Below are 16,095 nucleotides of genomic sequence, written 5' to 3' on the forward strand. Positions count from 1 at the left end.
TCATGCCATGAATATTTTAAAAATAAAAGACCGTCAGGAGCTCGACCGGCGCGTCCCCTCCATGCCCTGGTATGTGGAGAAGTTCATCAACTACAAGCTGCCGGACCTCTCCCCCTCTTCCTTGCTTGAATATGTACGGGATTACGAAACCTTCTTCGGCTGGATGATCGCCGAAGGCTTGGCCGAAGGCCCAGCCCTGCGGGACGTCGCTTTGCTGGAGCTGGAGAAGCTGCACATGGACAGCATCGACCATTACCGGATGCACCTGGCTTCCCGCCCCGAGCACGCCAATACGCGGACGACGATATCCCGGAAGCTGAGCTCGCTCCGCTCGCTTTTCCATTACTTGAGCCAAATTGCCGAGGATGACGACTTCTACCCGCTGCTGAAGCGGAACATCATGGCCAAGGTCGCGATCAAGCGCACCCACAAGCCCAAGGATACAGCGGCGAAGCTGGAGGGAAAGCTGCTCCAGGAAGAGGAAATCTCCGAATTCCTGCATTATGTCCGTGTCGGCTATGGCGCCGATGTGGCGAACAACAAGCAGGCTTTGTCCGCCTACGAGCGTAATTCCGTCCGGGATGCGTGCATTGTCAGCCTCATCCTCCACTCCGGACTGCGCGTCTCCGAGGTCGTCAATCTCAACGTCGACGATATCGACCTCAAGAAAAAGCTTACCTACGTCTACCGCAAAGGGAGCAACGACGACACGTTCAAGACGCCTGTCTATTTCCGCCAGGAGGCGCTTGACGACTTGGGCGGCTATATCCAGCTTCGAGACAGCCGCTACAAGGCGCCCCGCCGCGAGAAGGCGATGTTCCTCGCCATCGCGAACGGCAATCAGGAGGGCTCGCGCATGACGAAGAGAGCCATCCAGCAGATGGTCCTCAAATATGCCAAGCGGTTCGGCAAGCCTTATTTGTCCGTCCACAAGCTCCGGCACTCGTTCGCGACCGACTATTATTTGCGCAACGACCTGTACAAGACGCAGGAGCAGCTCGGCCATGCTTCCCCGGATACGACGCAGATCTACGCGCATCTGACCGACAAAACGATGTCCGAGGCGATCGACCGGAACAAAAAAGAGGAATAGTCCGCGTCTCCGCGGGCTGCTCCTCTTTTTTTGCCGCCTTAAAGCTGCGGCGCCTCCTCCAGCGCATAATCGAAATCCTCGATGTCGAACACAAGCACCGGCACCTCGGCCTCGATCAGCTTATCCTGGAACTCGTACTGATCCGACAAGAGCGGAATCTGAAGCTTGGATGCCGTAAGCAGCAGCTCCGTCTCCACAGGGTCGAAATAATCCCCGTAATGCGCATTGTCTACGGCATTCACGACCGTGAATTGAATCCGTTCATCCAATATAAGCGGAGAGCTTTCCCTCCACGGCACTTGGAGAGCCCTCTCGATTTTTTTGCGGTTCAGCGAATCCTCGAAAAACTGGATCAGCTCGGCCACTTTGCCGCGCACGAACACATCCTCGGCCGGATCGTCCATGATCGGCTCCTCGCTGTCCTTCATTTCGTAGAGCTCCAGAATGGTGGAATAAGGCAGCACGAAGTCGACCGGCAGGCTCGGAACGAGCAGCTGTCCGTAAGTCGCAACCATGACCGCTTCAATGACGAATCTCCGCCGCATCCCAGATCCCCCCTCACCCAATAAACTTTTGAAATCAATGAATTCATTATACATGAAATAGAGGCTCCGTACACAGAGGCGCTTGCTCAGCTTGCCCCTCCCCGGCTTGAATTGTACAATATAGGTTACAGTTGCATGATCGGAGGTCGTCAGCAAGTGCAAGAAGAAGAAATCATCATCGTCGGAGCAGGCCCATGCGGCTTGGCCGCAGCGGTCGAATTCCAGAGCCGCGGCATCGGCTCCTTGATCATCGAGAAAGAGAATCTGGTCCATTCCATCTCCCAATACCCTACTTACCTGCAATTTTTCAGCTCACCCGAAATGCTCGAGATCGGAGGCTTGCCGTTCACGACGGCGATGGACAAGCCCTCGCGTCTTGAGGCGCTGAATTATTACCGGACCGTGGCGCTTCGCAGCGGCGTCCGCGTGAACGCCTATGAAGCGGTCACTTCGATTACAGCCCGGCCGAATGGAGGCTTTGTGCTGGAAACCGACAACCGCTACGGGGAAAAGCAAGTTTATTCCGCCAAAGCCGTCGTCGTGGCGACCGGATATTTCGACCATCCGAACCGGCTCGGAATTCCGGGAGAGGACATGGGCAAAGTGTCCCATTTCTTCCGGGAAGCTCATCCTTATACCGGCATGGAGGTCGCCATCATCGGAGGCAGCAATTCCGCCATCGATGCCGCGCTCGAGCTGAACCGCGCCGGCGCCAAGGTGACGGTCGTCTACCGCAAGCCGGACTATTCGCGTTCGATCAAGCCGTGGGTCCGACCAATCTTTGAAGGCCTGGTCGCCAAGGGCAAGATCTCCATGCTGTTCGGCTCCCAAGTCATCGAGATCAAGCCGCGCGCCATCGTCGTTCAGGATGAGGCCGGCATCCGCGAGCTTCACAACGACTTCGTGCTTGCTCTTACCGGCTTCCATCCCGACCGCGAATTCCTGATGTCGGTTGGCGTCGCCATCGAGGCAGAGGGCTACCCCCGCTTCGACGAGGAGACGATGGAAACCAATGTTCCCGGCATTTATCTCGCCGGAGTCGTTGCTTCCAGGCATCAAGCCAATGAAATCTTCATCGAGTCAGGGCGTTTCCACGGACAGCGCATAGCGAATCATTGGCTCCGCACACGGTGAACCAGGGTTTACGTTTTTTCGAGTTCAATTCAGGGCTGATTGGGGATTTCTCCCCTTTTGGCCCTGGTTTGAAACTTTGCCTCATTTTGGTTTACATAATTATCTTTACTTGTTCAAATTATTGATTCGCGTCGTTAAGGTTTCTTTCCAGCTGCTGGAAAGTTCAGGGATGGCCGCCAGCATGTCCATTTCCGCTTTATCGGTTTTGTGCAAATAATAGATGACATTGGCTGCCGCCACAGTCATCCCGTGCTCCGGCCTGCTGACAAGCGTCAAGCTGTCTCCGGCCTGAATGTCCCCTTCCCGTAGAACGCGCAGATAGAATCCTGTCTTGCCTGTCTGCTGCACCTTCAGCGGCAGGTCGGCTTGTCCATGCCGCAGGCCGAGCTTGAAGCATGGCTGCCGCGGCTGGCTTACTTGCAGCAGCGCCGTTCCGGCCGCCAGAATATCTCCGATGACGACATCCTGCTCCGTAGTCCCTTCCAGCGTGACGTTTTCCCCGAAAGCACCGGCCTCGAGCCGCTTGCCCATTTCCCTTTCCCAATAAGGATAATGGTCATGAACATAAACGCATAGGGCCTTGTCAGGTCCCCCGTGATGCTCAAGATCCCCTTGGCCGTCGCCTTCCGGGCCTGTCCATCCGACTCGGACCGCTCCCTCGCGCGGAGTTTTCCTTATTCCCGTCGTAATCGTCTGTCTGCCGTGGGCCATCTCGGCCGGCAGCCCGGTATTGACCGATGTGATCGTTCCCAATTCCATGGGCTCCCCTCCTTTTTCAGGCTCCATTATAAAGGATGGACGGAGGGAAAGAAATGGCTGCAGGTGCGAAACCCTCCCATTTCGACATTCGGTTCGCATTGACGACAACGGCTGTCGAACTTTTCTCCATCTTGTTGCTTTATGCGCTTCCCCGGGAAATAGAGAGCGGGAAATTTCCCGCTCTCTCGATGCTCTGCCCCGCAAGCCGTATTCCGTTTTTATTGGGGATGATACCTCTCCGTCCGCAGCAGCTCTTCCTGGCTAAGTCTCATTCCCTTCTCCATGCCCTCGTAACGATGTCTGCCCTTGAGCAGGAACATGCCTCCGGAGACAAGCAGCCATGCTGCCGCAGCAGCGGCTGCGGCAGGAGCTGCGAATGCCGCGGCGGCCATCAGCGCCGCCAGCGCCGCGACGGCGAGCGGCTTCGCATAAGTGCCCGCTCTTCCGAGCGACCAGAGAGGCTGCATGGCCGCCAGCTTATCCTTCCCTTCCCGTGTCATGGACAGGACGAGCGGTATCAGCTGGGCACTGTGCTGCAGCACAATCGCCAGCGCCAGCAAAAAGAGGACGGCACCCGTCATCGCATTCATCAGCATGCCGGCCGCCAGCGCCAGCAGAGCCGCGCAAGCTGCGGCAGCGCATGCACCCCAGGCGAATGTCCTGCCCTTGCGAACAATGGAGGACAGCTGCCTGCTGAACGGCAGCGCCTCATCCCTCGAGAGGCTTCCGGCCAGCCTGCTTGCAGCGAACAGCACCGATCCGCCCGATACGCACAGGCTGACTCCCACCGCTGCGGCCGCTGTTACCCTCCAGCCGCCGCCCCAAGGCGCTGCCGCCTGCAGAAAGAAATCATGCTCCGCTCCAAGCGGAAGCTGGAGAAGCGCCATAGCAGCCAGACCAAGCAGGATGAACCCGCCGACGTATACATAAGCCCCCGACAGCACATGCCCCCAGGGAAGCCTGATTCTCGGCTCGACCGTCTCTTCCGACAAGTGCTCCGCCGTCGCCGACCCCATGAACATCCGGTAAAGCAGAAGCAGTCCCATGATCCATCCCGCTCCGACGGCTCGCGGCTCCCCGGCAGCCGCGAGCGACCGGGCGGAATAAAGCTTCTCCAATCCGAAGGAAGGCCATAAGTAGGCCGTCATGACGGCAATAACCGCTGCGACCGATGCGATTTGCAGCAGCGCCGCGCTTTTTTGCAGCATAGAAAAGCCGTAATTGCCAAACAGGCACAGGGACAGCTGGACCAGCATCAGCACGGCAAACAGCATGGCAACGCCTGCTGCATGGCTCCATCCGTTCCATGAAGCCAATAAGCCCTGCATCCAATCCGCTGCCGCCAAATTCACGAAGGCCAGCATGCTGATTTGGCCGCCAAGCTGCAGCCAGCCTGTCAGGAAGCCCCTTCCCTTGCCGCCCAGAAGCAGCGCCGCATGGTAGCTGCCCCCGGCTGAAGGAACCGCAGACATGAGCTCCGCTTGCCCGGCATGGATCGAGAGCGCCAGCAGTCCGAGGACGGGCCAGGCCCATACAAGCAGCCATTCTCTGCCTGTATTCCATGCGTAAGCGTAGAACAGCGCCGCTCCTCCAAGCAGCGACAGGGCATTGAACGAGACGCCGAAGGCGGCGAACGGTCCGAAAGCTCGTTTGAGCTGCTGCGGTATGCCGAGTCTGTTCAGCTCCCTTTTGTCCTGCATGAACTGGATGTAAGCGGCGTAGCGAGTCATGGAGCGATACCCGCTTCTTCTGAGTCCGTTCTCCGCCGCAGCTGCGGCAGCAAGCCAAGCGACCGCCACCAGGCAAAACAAAGCAAACCCCGTCCACATCAACATGCTTCATGCCCCCTGTCCGTATCGAATATCTATCCGTCGTCTCCAAGCAGGCGCCCGCGGCAAACAACCCGTCGCAATTCAACAGGCGCGGGCAGACCGGTAGTCGAACCGTTAATTTTCATTCATTACGGATAAAGGGCCTTCGTCGGCGACAATGTCGGACAGGTCATAAACGGAAATCGGAAAATAAGGGAAGCCGTACACATAAGGGGTAATTTCGTAAATGCTGAACCAAATCACGAGGGCACGGTCCGCGATGTAGTAATCCTGATCGGCCCGGATGCCCTCGAACGGCTGCAGCAGCTCGATCTGCCGGCTCTTGATCTGCGCCGCCACCAGCTCGCTCAGCCTGGCTCTGTAATCGGATCCCGGCTTGAAGAGGCTGGCGAGCTTGCGGTTATGGCCGTCTGCAGTCATGAAGGTAAGCGACTGCTGCAGCGTCAAGCCATGGGCTCCGCCCGTGAAGGCATAGTTGAAGAGAGAAAGGCTGAATACGCCTCTCTCATTGGTTTTGACTTCATAATAAGCGGTCATTTGGGAGGAAGGGTCGGCCAGGGAGCCTTGATCTTCGATCATCTGGCGGACGGACCTGCGGATGGCGGAATTCATATGCGCCGCAGCCAGCTCCCCGCCTTCCAGATGGACGACGGGAATGAACAGCTCCGTGCGGAGCCTGGTAACCTTGGTCGTATGGACCGATAAGGGAGGCTCGAATGCCATGGGCGCCACCTGCTTCCTGCATGGGATCTTTGCTCCTATCCTATGCGCGGCCGATCCCCATTCATGCTCTAGAGCAGCATTTTCTCCTTGCTCGTCAGCCGTCTGCCGCTCACTTGCAGCACCAGCTTGCCGCCGCTCAGTCCCAGAATCCGGTCGGCGAACCTCTCCGCCCAGTCGCCTTGGTGAAGAACGGCGATGACGATGAGCCCTTGATTTTTGCACAGCTGCTTGAGGTCCGCCAGCACTTGTTCCCCGGCATGGGGATCGAGGCCGGAAATCGGCTCGTCCAGCAGCAGCACCTTGGCGCCGTGCACAAGAGCGCGGGCGATCGCGACCCGCTGGCGCTCGCCTCCGCTCAGCTTGTCCGCCTTGCTGTGCGCCTTGTCGAGCAGTCCGACCTTCTCGAGCATATCCATGGCTCCCATATAATCGTCGTTGCGTACCATGCCGGTGGCGCGGCGCAGGAGCGAAGCCTGTGCGGCCGATCCGATCAAGACGTTTTTGAGAGCGGTCCGGTTCGCGCTGAGGAAAGGCTTCTCTTCGACGAGCGTCACCTCCCTGCGGATGCGCATCCTTCCGATGGCTGTAGTCGGTATTTGCCTGCCGTCTATCTTATACGAGCCCGATGTCCAGCCTTCCTGGAGAGCCAGGCATTTAAGGAGCATCGACTTGCCGCTCCCGCTGCCGCCTTTGACCGCGATGAATTCGCCTTCATCCGCGCGGAAGCTGATGTCGTCCAGCACGAGAGGTCCCGCCGGAATCTGTTTCTTGAGATGGGCTATATGGATCATGGAAGTTGAAGCACTCCTTTGGCCGCTTCCGGAACTTGGCCGGCAAGCTCTGGGTTGTCCAGCTTATTTCTTCAGTGTACGGGATAAAAATTCCTCTTTCCACCCGAACAAATGTTTGCTATAATAAAAACAGAACAAACGTTCCTAAACCTCTCTTTCCCGAAGGAGTGAGTTCCGATGAGCTGTCAGCATTTTCGCTTTGTTGAACGTCATCGCCCTTTCCGCGATTTGACTTTCAAGTTCTATGACGACGGGCGTCTCACCATTATTGACAACGAATCCGAATCCATCGTCACTCCCAACGATCTTCGCGGCGACAGCCGGGACTTCTATGTCCGCAAGCGGATCGCTTTTATCAAGAAAGATCTGCAGATCAAGGTGCAGAAGTACGCCTGATTGCGCCGAACCGCACCGGTATTCGTTCTTCTTCAATCTTCTCATCCGATTGAGTTTCCTTTCTTCAATCGTCCTCATAGATCCGCACCATGGCCTAGCCCCATTCGGGGCTTTTTTTCGTTCTCATTCCTTCATGCCTGCCGCTTAATGCAGCTGGCAGCGGCTTCAACCCCCAAGGCTGGAATTGACGGCGCGCATTCCCTTGCTGTAGATTGGATAAAAATAGATTCACGCAAGCCTACAAAAGGGGTTAGACCATCATGAACGCGCCAATCCGACAAACGATTCTGTTCGATCTCGACGATACGCTCATCCACTGCAACAAATATTTCAACCTGGTCATCGATCAATTCGTGGATGCCATGAGGACCTGGTTCCACGCTTATCCGGACATGACAGAAGCGGCCATCCGCCGCAAGCAGGTCGAAATCGACATCGCCGGCGTGCAGGCAACCGGGTTCAAGAGCGACCACTTTCCGCAATCCTTCCTCGACACCTACGTCGACTTTACCCGGTTGACCGGCAGGCCGGAGGATTCCAACGAGATCGACCTGCTCTGGAGCATGGGACAGAGCGTCTACGAGCAGGAGGCAGAGCCCTATCCCGATATGGAAGAGACGCTTCTGCGCCTGAAGGACGAAGGTCATGACCTGCATCTATATACCGGTGGCGAGCCGGAGATCCAGCGGCGCAAGGTGGACAGGCTTCGCCTGGACCGCTACTTCGGAGACAAGATCTACATCCGCCAGCACAAGAATATCGCAGCGCTGGAGCAAATTTTGGCGGAAGGGCATTTCGACCGTCACAACACTTGGATGATCGGCAATTCCATCCGTACGGATGTCGTGCCTGCATTGACCGCAGGCATCCATGCGATCCATGTGGAAGCGCAGACCGAATGGGAATACAACAACATCTCCATCGAAGTCGCGCCTCAAGGCGCTTTCCTGCAGCTCCATCATCTAAGAGATGTTCCGGACGGCATCCAGCGTTACATCCTGGGCCACTAAAAAAACGAAGGGCAGGGTTCAACCGGTTTTATCGGTTAAGCCATGCCCTTCGTTTTTTGCTTGCCTTCGCTTCGGCTTGCCGCTTGCGGCCGCTCATTTCTTCATGCCCATGAACAAGATCATGGCGTGGACCGGTTTCCATACTTGGCGGCTCGCTCTGCCCTTGTAATCGGTCCGGTTGGGCTCGACAGACTGTTTCCAGATCGAATCCGCGTGTTTGCTCTCGTGGCTGGACTGGTGGAATCGCTTGATTTCCATTTCGTTACGGTAAACATGTTCGTAGCTCATTTTTATTGACACTCCCTGTTGTTTTCGTCGGCCTGGTTTTGATTCTTCCCTGCCGTTGAATCAAGTATCTCATGACATAACAGGAACAAAAAGTGTACAATAATTTCAAATGACTTCCTCTTTTTCAGCATGGAAAGGGCTTCCATTCCTTCATGCCGATTGCATGAAGGGTCATATCGAGCAAAAAAGGAGAAATCTGCGCGCATGCTCAACGCCGAACGATACTTGCTGCTGCTCAACCGATTCCAAATCGAAGAGCCCGATACTGAAGCCGAGACCGCTCTGGACGAGCTCGCCGAGCTGTTTCACTGCACCGAGCGCAATGTGAAGCTCATCGTGCGCAAGCTCGAGGAGGAAGGGTGGATCCGCTGGGTTCCGGGCAAAGGAAGGGGCAACCTCTCCAAGATCCATTTCCTGAAAAGCCGGGAACGCTTCCTGCTTGATATCGCCAAAGAGCTTGCTTCGGAGGGGGATTACCAGAAGGCCTTCCAGCTGTTTCAACTCCATGGCCAGCATACTTCCGTTCGCGACCGCTTTGTCGAATGGCTGAGCGGACATTTCGGATCGGATCGGATCGAGGAAGGCTCTCCCGCGCAGCGGGATGTGTTCCGGCTTCCCGTCTACCGTCCCCCTTATTCCCTCGATCCCGGGAAGCTGTTTTTTGCCTTCGACTCCCATCTGATCCATCAAATATTCGACCGGCTGCTCGGATTCGAGGCTGAAACCAAATCGCTCGTTCCCGGTCTGGCCCATTATTGGGAAAGCAACGATTCGGCAACGGCCTGGACCTTCCATCTTCGCAAAGGCGTCCGCTTCCATCATGGCCGGGAGCTGAATGCAACCGACGTCTGCTTCACGCTGAGCAGGCTGGCCGACGGGCAGCCCAACCGCTTCCTGCTGGAGTCGGTCGAAGCCATCACCGCTCTGGATGCACGGACCGTCCGGATAACGCTGAACAAGCCTAACCGCCTTCTCCCCCGCCTGCTGTGCTCCGGAGCGGCCTCCATTCTCCCGGCCGATCTCGTCCAGGAAGACGAGAGCCGCTACTGGATGCTTCCCTCCGGCACAGGTCCCTTCCGGGTCGACTGCTGGACATCCGACCGGATCGACTTGTCTGTCCACGAGCAGTACTACCAGGGAAGAGCCTATCTGGACGAGGTTCAGATCGCTTTCATGCCCGAGGACATCCCGCCCGAATTGAGGCTTAAATGGGGGCAGATCATGGCCAGCGATTCCCGCATGGCTTCCAAGGATGAGCAAGGCTGGGGCATGATCAGAACCGTCCATCAAGGATGCACGCTGCTCAGCTGGAACCGGCTCAACGGAGGGCCGCAGCAGTCGCTCGCCTTCCGGCTGGCCGTCGGACTTTCCATGGACCGGGTCGGCATGATCGGCGCCGGCGGCGAATTGAGCTATCCGGCGTATGGCTTCTTCCCCGTTCCCGGCGCGGAGCTGTCGGCAGAGCGCTACGAACCGGATACAGCCATCCGGATGCTGAAGGAAGACGGTTATGACGGCGCTCCTCTCAAGCTGCTGACAACGAACCAGCATGCCAAGGAAGCGCTTTGGATCAAGGAACGCTGCGGGGAGATCGGCATCCCCGTGGACATCCGGTGCGAGCAGCACAAAATCGTGCATACGAGCGATCTCGTCAAGGAGGCCGATTGCATCCTGATGAGCCTGGTCATGGCCGAGGAGGAAGTCGGAGAACTGGAGACCTACCTGCAGGAGCACAGCTATATCCGCCAGCATCTGGATCCCGCTCTGGAACGCTGGATCCGCCGGGTGACCGATGCCATTCTCGCTTCGGATCGGCGCGATACGCGGCGCACCCTGTTCAGCCAAATCGAGCAGCGGCTCGTTCAAGAAGGCCAAGTGCTGTTCCTGCAGCATCGCTCCCTCAACACCTATGTGCACCCTTCGGTCCGCGGGATCGGCATCAATACGTTCGGCTGGATGGACTTCAAGGATATTTGGCTGGTCTCGGATAGTCCGGCATGAAAAAGATGAAAAAGAACCTCATCCCATCTTCTTGATCCAAGAAGGCGGATGAGGTTTTTTGTTTGATGGCATTAATTGTCCGTCATGTCCATTCCACGACGGTATCGCCTGTCCGGGCATCCTTGAGCCGCAGACGGCCTTTGGCGCTGCCCTCCGCACGCGGGAAGGCGGCTGCTGCCGTGCTCCCCTTGGCGAGGAGCGATTGCAGCATGGCCGGCGTCAGCATCCGGCCATGCTGCTCCTTCCAGAGGACGAACTTGCAGCCGTCACGGAACCGGGAGCAGCCGTAGCCCCGCTTGCCTTCGACGATGCTGCCGCCGCAGCTCGGGCAAGTTCCCAGCGGCTTCAGACCGGCGGAAGTTGTCCGCCCTGGCGAGGAGGCTTGTCCGGATTGGTTTGCTTGGCTGGATGAGGAGGCTCTTCCTGCTCCTGATGATGGAGAGGCTGCCGCTATTGAAGCTGCACGCGCACGTTCACCCTGCGGCAGATTCGAAGCCGATGCCGCAGCGGACGATCGGGCGGAGCCGGCATTCTCCGGCTTCCCGCTGCGTCCAGCACTTGAAGCTGCCGAAGGGCTTGAGCCTGTCCCGGAGCGGGAAGCCCCGGCGGCTGTGCGGCCCGCTCCTGCTCCGAAGCGGGAAGCGCGGGAAGCTCCGCTCCGAGCAGCCGCTTTGCCACGCCGCGAGCCGCCGCCCTTGGCGGCCGGCTTGCCACGCTCCGGCTCAGCGAACGTCCCGGCAGGCGCAGGCGTCTGCTCCGCTACCTTCTGGACGATCATCCGGGCGAACTGTTTGACCTGCTCCATGAACTTTTCGTCGGATGCCTCATCCCGGGCGATCTGGCTCAGCCGGCGCTCCCACTGTCCGGTCATGACCGGCGAAGCCAGAAGCTCTACCCCGGCTCCCCGGATCAGCTCGATGGCTGCGCAGCCTTTCGCTTCAATCTCCAGCTTTTTGCCGCTGGCACGGATATAACCTACCGTCTTCAGCCGCTCGATCGTTGCCGCGCGCGTGGCAGGCGTTCCCAAGCCGCTGTCCTTCATCGTCTCGCGCAGCTCTTCGTCTTCCATGGCTCTGCCGGCGCTTTCCATCGCTTTCAGCAGCGTTCCTTCCGTATAGGACTTGGGCGGCTGTGTCGACTTCTCTTCGGCTTTGGCCTGCTTGCACAACACCGGCTGCGATTCGTCGACATGGAAGGAAGCATCGGTAAGCTCCTGCTCTTCATCGTCTCCGTCCTCGTCCGGCTTGGCCTTGCCCTTGCCGCGCTTGGGCTTGTCCTCCGTCTCCGCAACTCCCTGGGTAACCTTCCATCCGGGATCAAGCAGCTGCTTGATGCGGGTGCGGAACGTTTCTCCTCCCACCTCGGTCAGCACCGTATGGTTGAGATACAAGGCCGGTCCATAATAATGGGAGAGAAACCGGCGAACGATAAGATCATAGATCTTTTTTTCGTCCGGACTCAGCGCGCCTGGTTTTTTGGGTGTCGGCAAAATGGCATGGTGATCCTCCACCTTGGCCGGATTGCAGACGGCTTTGTTGCCTTTATGTACCCGGGACCTGTCCGCCCCGGCGGCAAGCTCCGCATACTCGGTTCCCCGCAGCATGTCGAGCGCCTTGCCCATGACGGGAACCGTTTCCTCCGTCACATAATTCGAATTCGTTCTCGGATACGTGATGACCTTATGCTTCTCGTAGAGGGCTTGCGCCACGTCAAGCGTCTTTTTGGCGGGAAAGCCGTATCGCCCGTTGGCTTCGCGCTGCAGCAGCGTAAGATCATGCAGACGGTAAGGAAACTCCTTGCTCTCGGCCTTGTCGTAACGGACGATGGCTCCTTTTTTCCCTTTGACCTTGGCTGCGATCGCTTCCGCCTTGGCTCCGTCCGTCAGCTTGTCGCCTTGCCAGATGCCGTTGTACTTGGAGCTTTTTTGATCGAAAGAAGCCTTGATCCTGTAATACGTTTCCGGCTTGAACGCCTCGATCTCCCGATGGCGGTCGTACAGGAGCGCAAGCACCGGAGTCTGAACCCGTCCTACCGACAGCAGCGACTTATGGCGGATTGTGAAGGCGCGCGAGGCGTTCATCCCGATCAGCCAGTCGGCCTCGCTGCGGGCCTGAGCCGCCTTCGTAAGCGGCGCGTACTTCTCGTCGCTGCCAAGCTGCTCGAATCCCCTGCGGATCGTCTCCGGCGTCAAATCGGATATCCACAGACGGTCTACGGGCTGATGAAGCTTCAAATACCGTCGGATCAAATGGAAAATAAGCTGACCCTCCCGCCCCGCATCGCATGCATTGACGAGCCGTCCGCATTGGCGGGCGAGCTCGCCGATGACCTTGAGCTGGTCGCGGGTGCGGGGATTGGGAGACAGCTTGAATGTATCCGGGATGATGGGAAGATCCTGCGCCTGCCATTTTTTGTACCGGGGATCGTAATCATCCGGTTCCGCGAGGCTGACCAGATGCCCGATCGCCCAGGTGATGATATAACGCTCGCCTTCGAGATGCGTGCGGCGGTTCGTCGCCCTGGGCTCGATCGCGGACGCGATATTGCGGCCCATATCCGGCTTTTCTGCGATAATCAATGTCTTCAAGGAACCGCCTCCTTCTATTCCGGGTGGTCCTTGGCCAACAATGCCGTCAAGCGGCAACCTTTTCCTGAAGCATCGCGAAAATCTGGCGGACGCCGCGGGACCATTTGGGATCTTCCGCGTATTTGCGGTTGATCCATGTCAACGGGTCGGCATTCGGCGGCCTGTTCTTGCTCAGATTGACGACGGTCTTGGCTGCGATCCGCGAAGACTCCTCGATGCTGGTGTTGAAATCCTGCCAGCTGTAATGAACATTGAACGGATTGTTGGCCATCTTGGCCGCGCGCTTGTGATCGTCGGGCACGAAGCTCTGTTCTTGGCCGGTAATGGCGAACAGAAGCAGCGGATGCACGTTGTACTGCTTGGCGGCCGCGATAATGGCGTTCATGTATCGGGGCTTGGCCAGCATCGACGAGCGGCTCTCCAAATAAGCCGTCAGGCGCTCCACTTCAATATCGGCATATTGAAGCGACTGTGGAAGCTCGTTTTTGGCTAGCGGCGCCGCAGGCGCGGATTGCGCCTTCTTGGCGACGGGCTGCGCCTTGGGAGCCGGGACGGCCGCCTCCGCAGCAGCCGCGACGGGAATCTCGGCGGCATGATGATGGAACAGCGACCAGCCATATACAAGTGTACCTCCAAGAAGCATGACGGACAATACCGCCATCATCAGAACCCGGGTGCTGCTGCTTCCCAGCATGGAGGATTCTCTTTTAGCGGAGAGATCGGAGACGGTCTCCGGCAAGTTGAGATGATCCGCCACGGCCGCCAGAAGCGCTTCTTCGCGTGAGGCCGCGAACGGCTTGACGCGCCTGAGAATGCGCTCGAATTCGGAATGCTCGAGCGACACGTCCAGCTTTTTTTCCACCCAGTTCATCAGAGGACGGGCGATGCGCTGATCGCGGAAGTTGAGGCTCAGGCAGGCGGCAAAAATATCGTCGCTGTTGACGATGCCTTTTTTGGAGATGATATGGGTACGAATCAATCTTGCCGTCAGCTCTTTTTTGATGGTTTCGGCGAAATCAGGGAGCTGTTGAAAGATGATTCGGCAAATGGCGTCGGATAAAATTTCAGAACGTTCACTTTGAGGTTTGTCAAAGTATTTCACATCAATAAAGGTTCTGATATGGTGAATATCCGCCGGCGTCAAGACAGATGCGCCTTCGGTTGCGTTCACGGGCAGCCTCTCCTTTAGGTATATAGACTTATGGACAATACGAATATTGTATCATAGGTCCCAATGGAAAGGCGACTCCACATTATGGCTCTGCTCAGGACTTTCCTCATGCTCTCCTCCTAAGCCCCATTCCAACTGCCGCTGGCTTCCCTGTCTTCGTTCCTTCCGAAATGGAAAAAGAAAAAGCGCCGGAGAGGCGCTTTTTCGAGCCATGCAGAAGCATTTAAGGCAGCATCGTCGTTCCCATCAAATAACGGTCCACTTCACGGGCGGCTTCGCGGCCTTCGTTGATGGCCCAGACGACGAGGCTTTGTCCGCGGCGCATGTCGCCTGCGGCGAATACCTTGTCCACGCTTGTGCGGTAGTCGCCTTTGCGGGCTTTGACGTTCGTGCGGCGGTCCTGCTCGACGGAGAACGCATCTACAAGCGTGGATTCCGGACCTTCGAAGCCTACGGCGACGAAGACGAGATCGGCCGGCCATACTTTTTCGGTGCCGGGAATTTCCTTATAGATCTTGCGGCCGGTCTCGTCGACCGTCCGCTCGATCTGAACCGTATGAAGTTCCTTGAGCTGGCCGTTCTCGTCGCCGACGAACTTCTTCGTCAGGACGGAGAAGGCGCGGGGATCTTCGCCGTATACAGCCTTGGCTTCCTCATGGGCGTAATCGAGCGTATAAACGTTCGGGAACTGCGGCCACGGGTTGTTGATGCTGTCGCGCTGAAGCGGAGCCTTGGCATGCGTGCCGAACTGGGTGACGGACTTGCAGCCATGACGCAGGGCGGTGGCCACGCAGTCGGTGCCGGTGTCGCCGCCTCCGATGACGATGACATCCTTGTCCTTGGCCGAGATGTAGTTGCCGTCTTCCAGCCCGGAATCCAGGTAGCTCTTGATCGTTCCGTTGAGGTAGTCCATTGCGGGGTAGATGCCCCCGAGGGTGGAGCCTTCGATGTCTACTCCGCGCGCCTTGGTGGCGCCGCCGCAAAGGACGATGGCGTCAAAGCCTTCCAGAAGCTCCTCCGCTCCGATATCCTTGCCGATCTCCGTGTTCGTCACGAAGCTGACGCCTTCGGCTTCCATCAGATCGACGCGGCGCTGCACGATGCCCTTGTCGAGCTTCATCGTCGGAATGCCGTACGTGAGCAGGCCGCCGATCCGGTCCGCGCGCTCGTAGACCGTCACCGTGTGGCCGGCTTTGTTGAGCTGGGCGGCGCAGGCCATGCCTGCAGGTCCGGAGCCGATGACCGCAACGCGCTTGCTCGTGCGCATCTTCGGAGGCTGCGGGACGACCCAGCCTTCATCGAAGCCGCGGTCGATGATCGCCTGCTCGATCGTCTTGATCGTAACGGAATCGCCGATCAGGCCGACCGTACAGGAGCCCTCGCAAGGCGCCGGACATACGCGTCCGGTGAATTCCGGGAAGTTGTTCGTTTTGTGGAGGCGCTCCAGCGCTTCGCGCCATAGGCCGCGATAGATCAGATTGTTCCATTCCGGAATCAGGTTGTTGACAGGGCAGCCGGAAGCTCCGCCGGCAATCTCCATGCCGGTGTGGCAGTACGGAGTGCCGCAATCCATGCAGCGGGCTCCCTGCGTGCGCAGCTGTTCATCCGGCAGATGCTTGTGGAATTCTTCCCAATCCTTGACCCTCTCGAGCGGGCTGCGGTCCGCAGGCAGCTCGCGCTTGTATTCCATAAAACCAGTAGGTGTCGACATCTTGCCCATTCCTCCATCCGTAAGGTCCCTATCGTTACGTCATCTGTCTGTCGG

The 16,095-nt window shown here is 57.9% G+C and carries 14 protein-coding genes; 5 read left to right on the forward strand and 9 right to left on the reverse strand.

Going from position 1 to position 16,095, the window contains the following annotated elements:
• Nucleotides 1–7: 7 nt before the first annotated feature.
• The gene (gene xerS / locus PHU01S_RS01555) at nt 8–1,093 is read left to right on the forward strand and encodes a tyrosine recombinase XerS (RefSeq protein WP_048748205.1); all 1,086 of its coding nucleotides are present in this window, start codon (nt 8–10) and stop codon (nt 1,091–1,093) included.
• A 38-nt stretch (nt 1,094–1,131) separates the two neighbouring features.
• Here xerS and PHU01S_RS01560 read toward each other — a convergent pair whose 3' ends face one another.
• On the reverse strand, nt 1,132–1,638 hold the full coding sequence (locus PHU01S_RS01560) for a hypothetical protein (RefSeq protein ID WP_021878179.1): 507 nt from the start codon (nt 1,636–1,638) through the stop codon (nt 1,132–1,134).
• A 135-nt stretch (nt 1,639–1,773) separates the two neighbouring features.
• On the opposite strand from PHU01S_RS01560, the gene PHU01S_RS01565 reads away from it, so the two are divergent.
• Nucleotides 1,774–2,772 carry a YpdA family putative bacillithiol disulfide reductase gene (locus tag PHU01S_RS01565; RefSeq protein ID WP_127505732.1) on the forward strand — a complete coding sequence of 333 codons (999 nt, stop codon included), beginning with the start codon at nt 1,774–1,776 and terminating at the stop codon, nt 2,770–2,772.
• A 105-nt stretch (nt 2,773–2,877) separates the two neighbouring features.
• Here PHU01S_RS01565 and PHU01S_RS01570 read toward each other — a convergent pair whose 3' ends face one another.
• From PHU01S_RS01570 to PHU01S_RS01585, 4 genes are all read right to left on the reverse strand, one after another.
• Complete coding sequence (locus tag PHU01S_RS01570) at nt 2,878–3,531, reverse strand: MOSC domain-containing protein (RefSeq protein WP_127505734.1); 654 nt, start codon at nt 3,529–3,531, stop codon at nt 2,878–2,880.
• A 218-nt stretch (nt 3,532–3,749) separates the two neighbouring features.
• Nucleotides 3,750–5,366 carry an amino acid permease gene (locus tag PHU01S_RS01575; protein ID WP_127505736.1) on the reverse strand — a complete coding sequence of 539 codons (1,617 nt, stop codon included), beginning with the start codon at nt 5,364–5,366 and terminating at the stop codon, nt 3,750–3,752.
• Nucleotides 5,367–5,477: 111 nt separating this feature from the next.
• Nucleotides 5,478–6,086 carry a DUF3298 and DUF4163 domain-containing protein gene (locus tag PHU01S_RS01580; protein ID WP_021878174.1) on the reverse strand — a complete coding sequence of 203 codons (609 nt, stop codon included), beginning with the start codon at nt 6,084–6,086 and terminating at the stop codon, nt 5,478–5,480.
• A gap of 68 nt (nt 6,087–6,154) precedes the next feature.
• Nucleotides 6,155–6,877: a phosphonate ABC transporter ATP-binding protein gene (locus PHU01S_RS01585; RefSeq protein WP_127505738.1), complete on the reverse strand. Its 723-nt coding sequence runs from the start codon at nt 6,875–6,877 to the stop codon at nt 6,155–6,157.
• A 228-nt stretch (nt 6,878–7,105) separates the two neighbouring features.
• Between PHU01S_RS01585 and PHU01S_RS01590 the strand changes: the two genes are divergently transcribed.
• Nucleotides 7,106–7,273 (forward strand): hypothetical protein, encoded by a 168-nt coding sequence (locus tag PHU01S_RS01590; RefSeq protein ID WP_246029114.1) that lies wholly within the window; start codon nt 7,106–7,108, stop codon nt 7,271–7,273.
• A gap of 260 nt (nt 7,274–7,533) precedes the next feature.
• Nucleotides 7,534–8,283: an HAD family hydrolase gene (locus tag PHU01S_RS01595; RefSeq protein ID WP_048745863.1), complete on the forward strand. Its 750-nt coding sequence runs from the start codon at nt 7,534–7,536 to the stop codon at nt 8,281–8,283.
• Between the two features lie 93 nt (nt 8,284–8,376).
• On the opposite strand, the gene PHU01S_RS01600 is transcribed toward PHU01S_RS01595, so the two are convergent.
• The gene (locus PHU01S_RS01600; protein ID WP_021878170.1) at nt 8,377–8,571 is read right to left on the reverse strand and encodes a hypothetical protein; all 195 of its coding nucleotides are present in this window, start codon (nt 8,569–8,571) and stop codon (nt 8,377–8,379) included.
• Between the two features lie 204 nt (nt 8,572–8,775).
• Between PHU01S_RS01600 and PHU01S_RS01605 the strand changes: the two genes are divergently transcribed.
• Nucleotides 8,776–10,572 (forward strand): ABC transporter substrate-binding protein, encoded by a 1,797-nt coding sequence (locus PHU01S_RS01605; protein ID WP_048745865.1) that lies wholly within the window; start codon nt 8,776–8,778, stop codon nt 10,570–10,572.
• A gap of 82 nt (nt 10,573–10,654) precedes the next feature.
• Here PHU01S_RS01605 and PHU01S_RS01610 read toward each other — a convergent pair whose 3' ends face one another.
• From PHU01S_RS01610 to PHU01S_RS01620, 3 genes are all read right to left on the reverse strand, one after another.
• Nucleotides 10,655–13,159: a DNA topoisomerase 3 gene (locus PHU01S_RS01610; protein WP_127505740.1), complete on the reverse strand. Its 2,505-nt coding sequence runs from the start codon at nt 13,157–13,159 to the stop codon at nt 10,655–10,657.
• Nucleotides 13,160–13,205: 46 nt separating this feature from the next.
• Nucleotides 13,206–14,138 carry a glucosaminidase domain-containing protein gene (locus PHU01S_RS01615; protein WP_127505742.1) on the reverse strand — a complete coding sequence of 311 codons (933 nt, stop codon included), beginning with the start codon at nt 14,136–14,138 and terminating at the stop codon, nt 13,206–13,208.
• Nucleotides 14,139–14,553: 415 nt separating this feature from the next.
• Entirely contained in the window at nt 14,554–16,041 is a 1,488-nt protein-coding gene (locus PHU01S_RS01620; RefSeq protein WP_049869623.1) for a glutamate synthase subunit beta, read from the reverse strand.
• Nucleotides 16,042–16,095: the final 54 nt, after the last annotated feature.

This window comes from Paenibacillus humicus NBRC 102415, from assembly GCF_004000905.1.
Taxonomy (GTDB): domain Bacteria; phylum Bacillota; class Bacilli; order Paenibacillales; family Paenibacillaceae; genus Paenibacillus_O; species Paenibacillus_O humicus.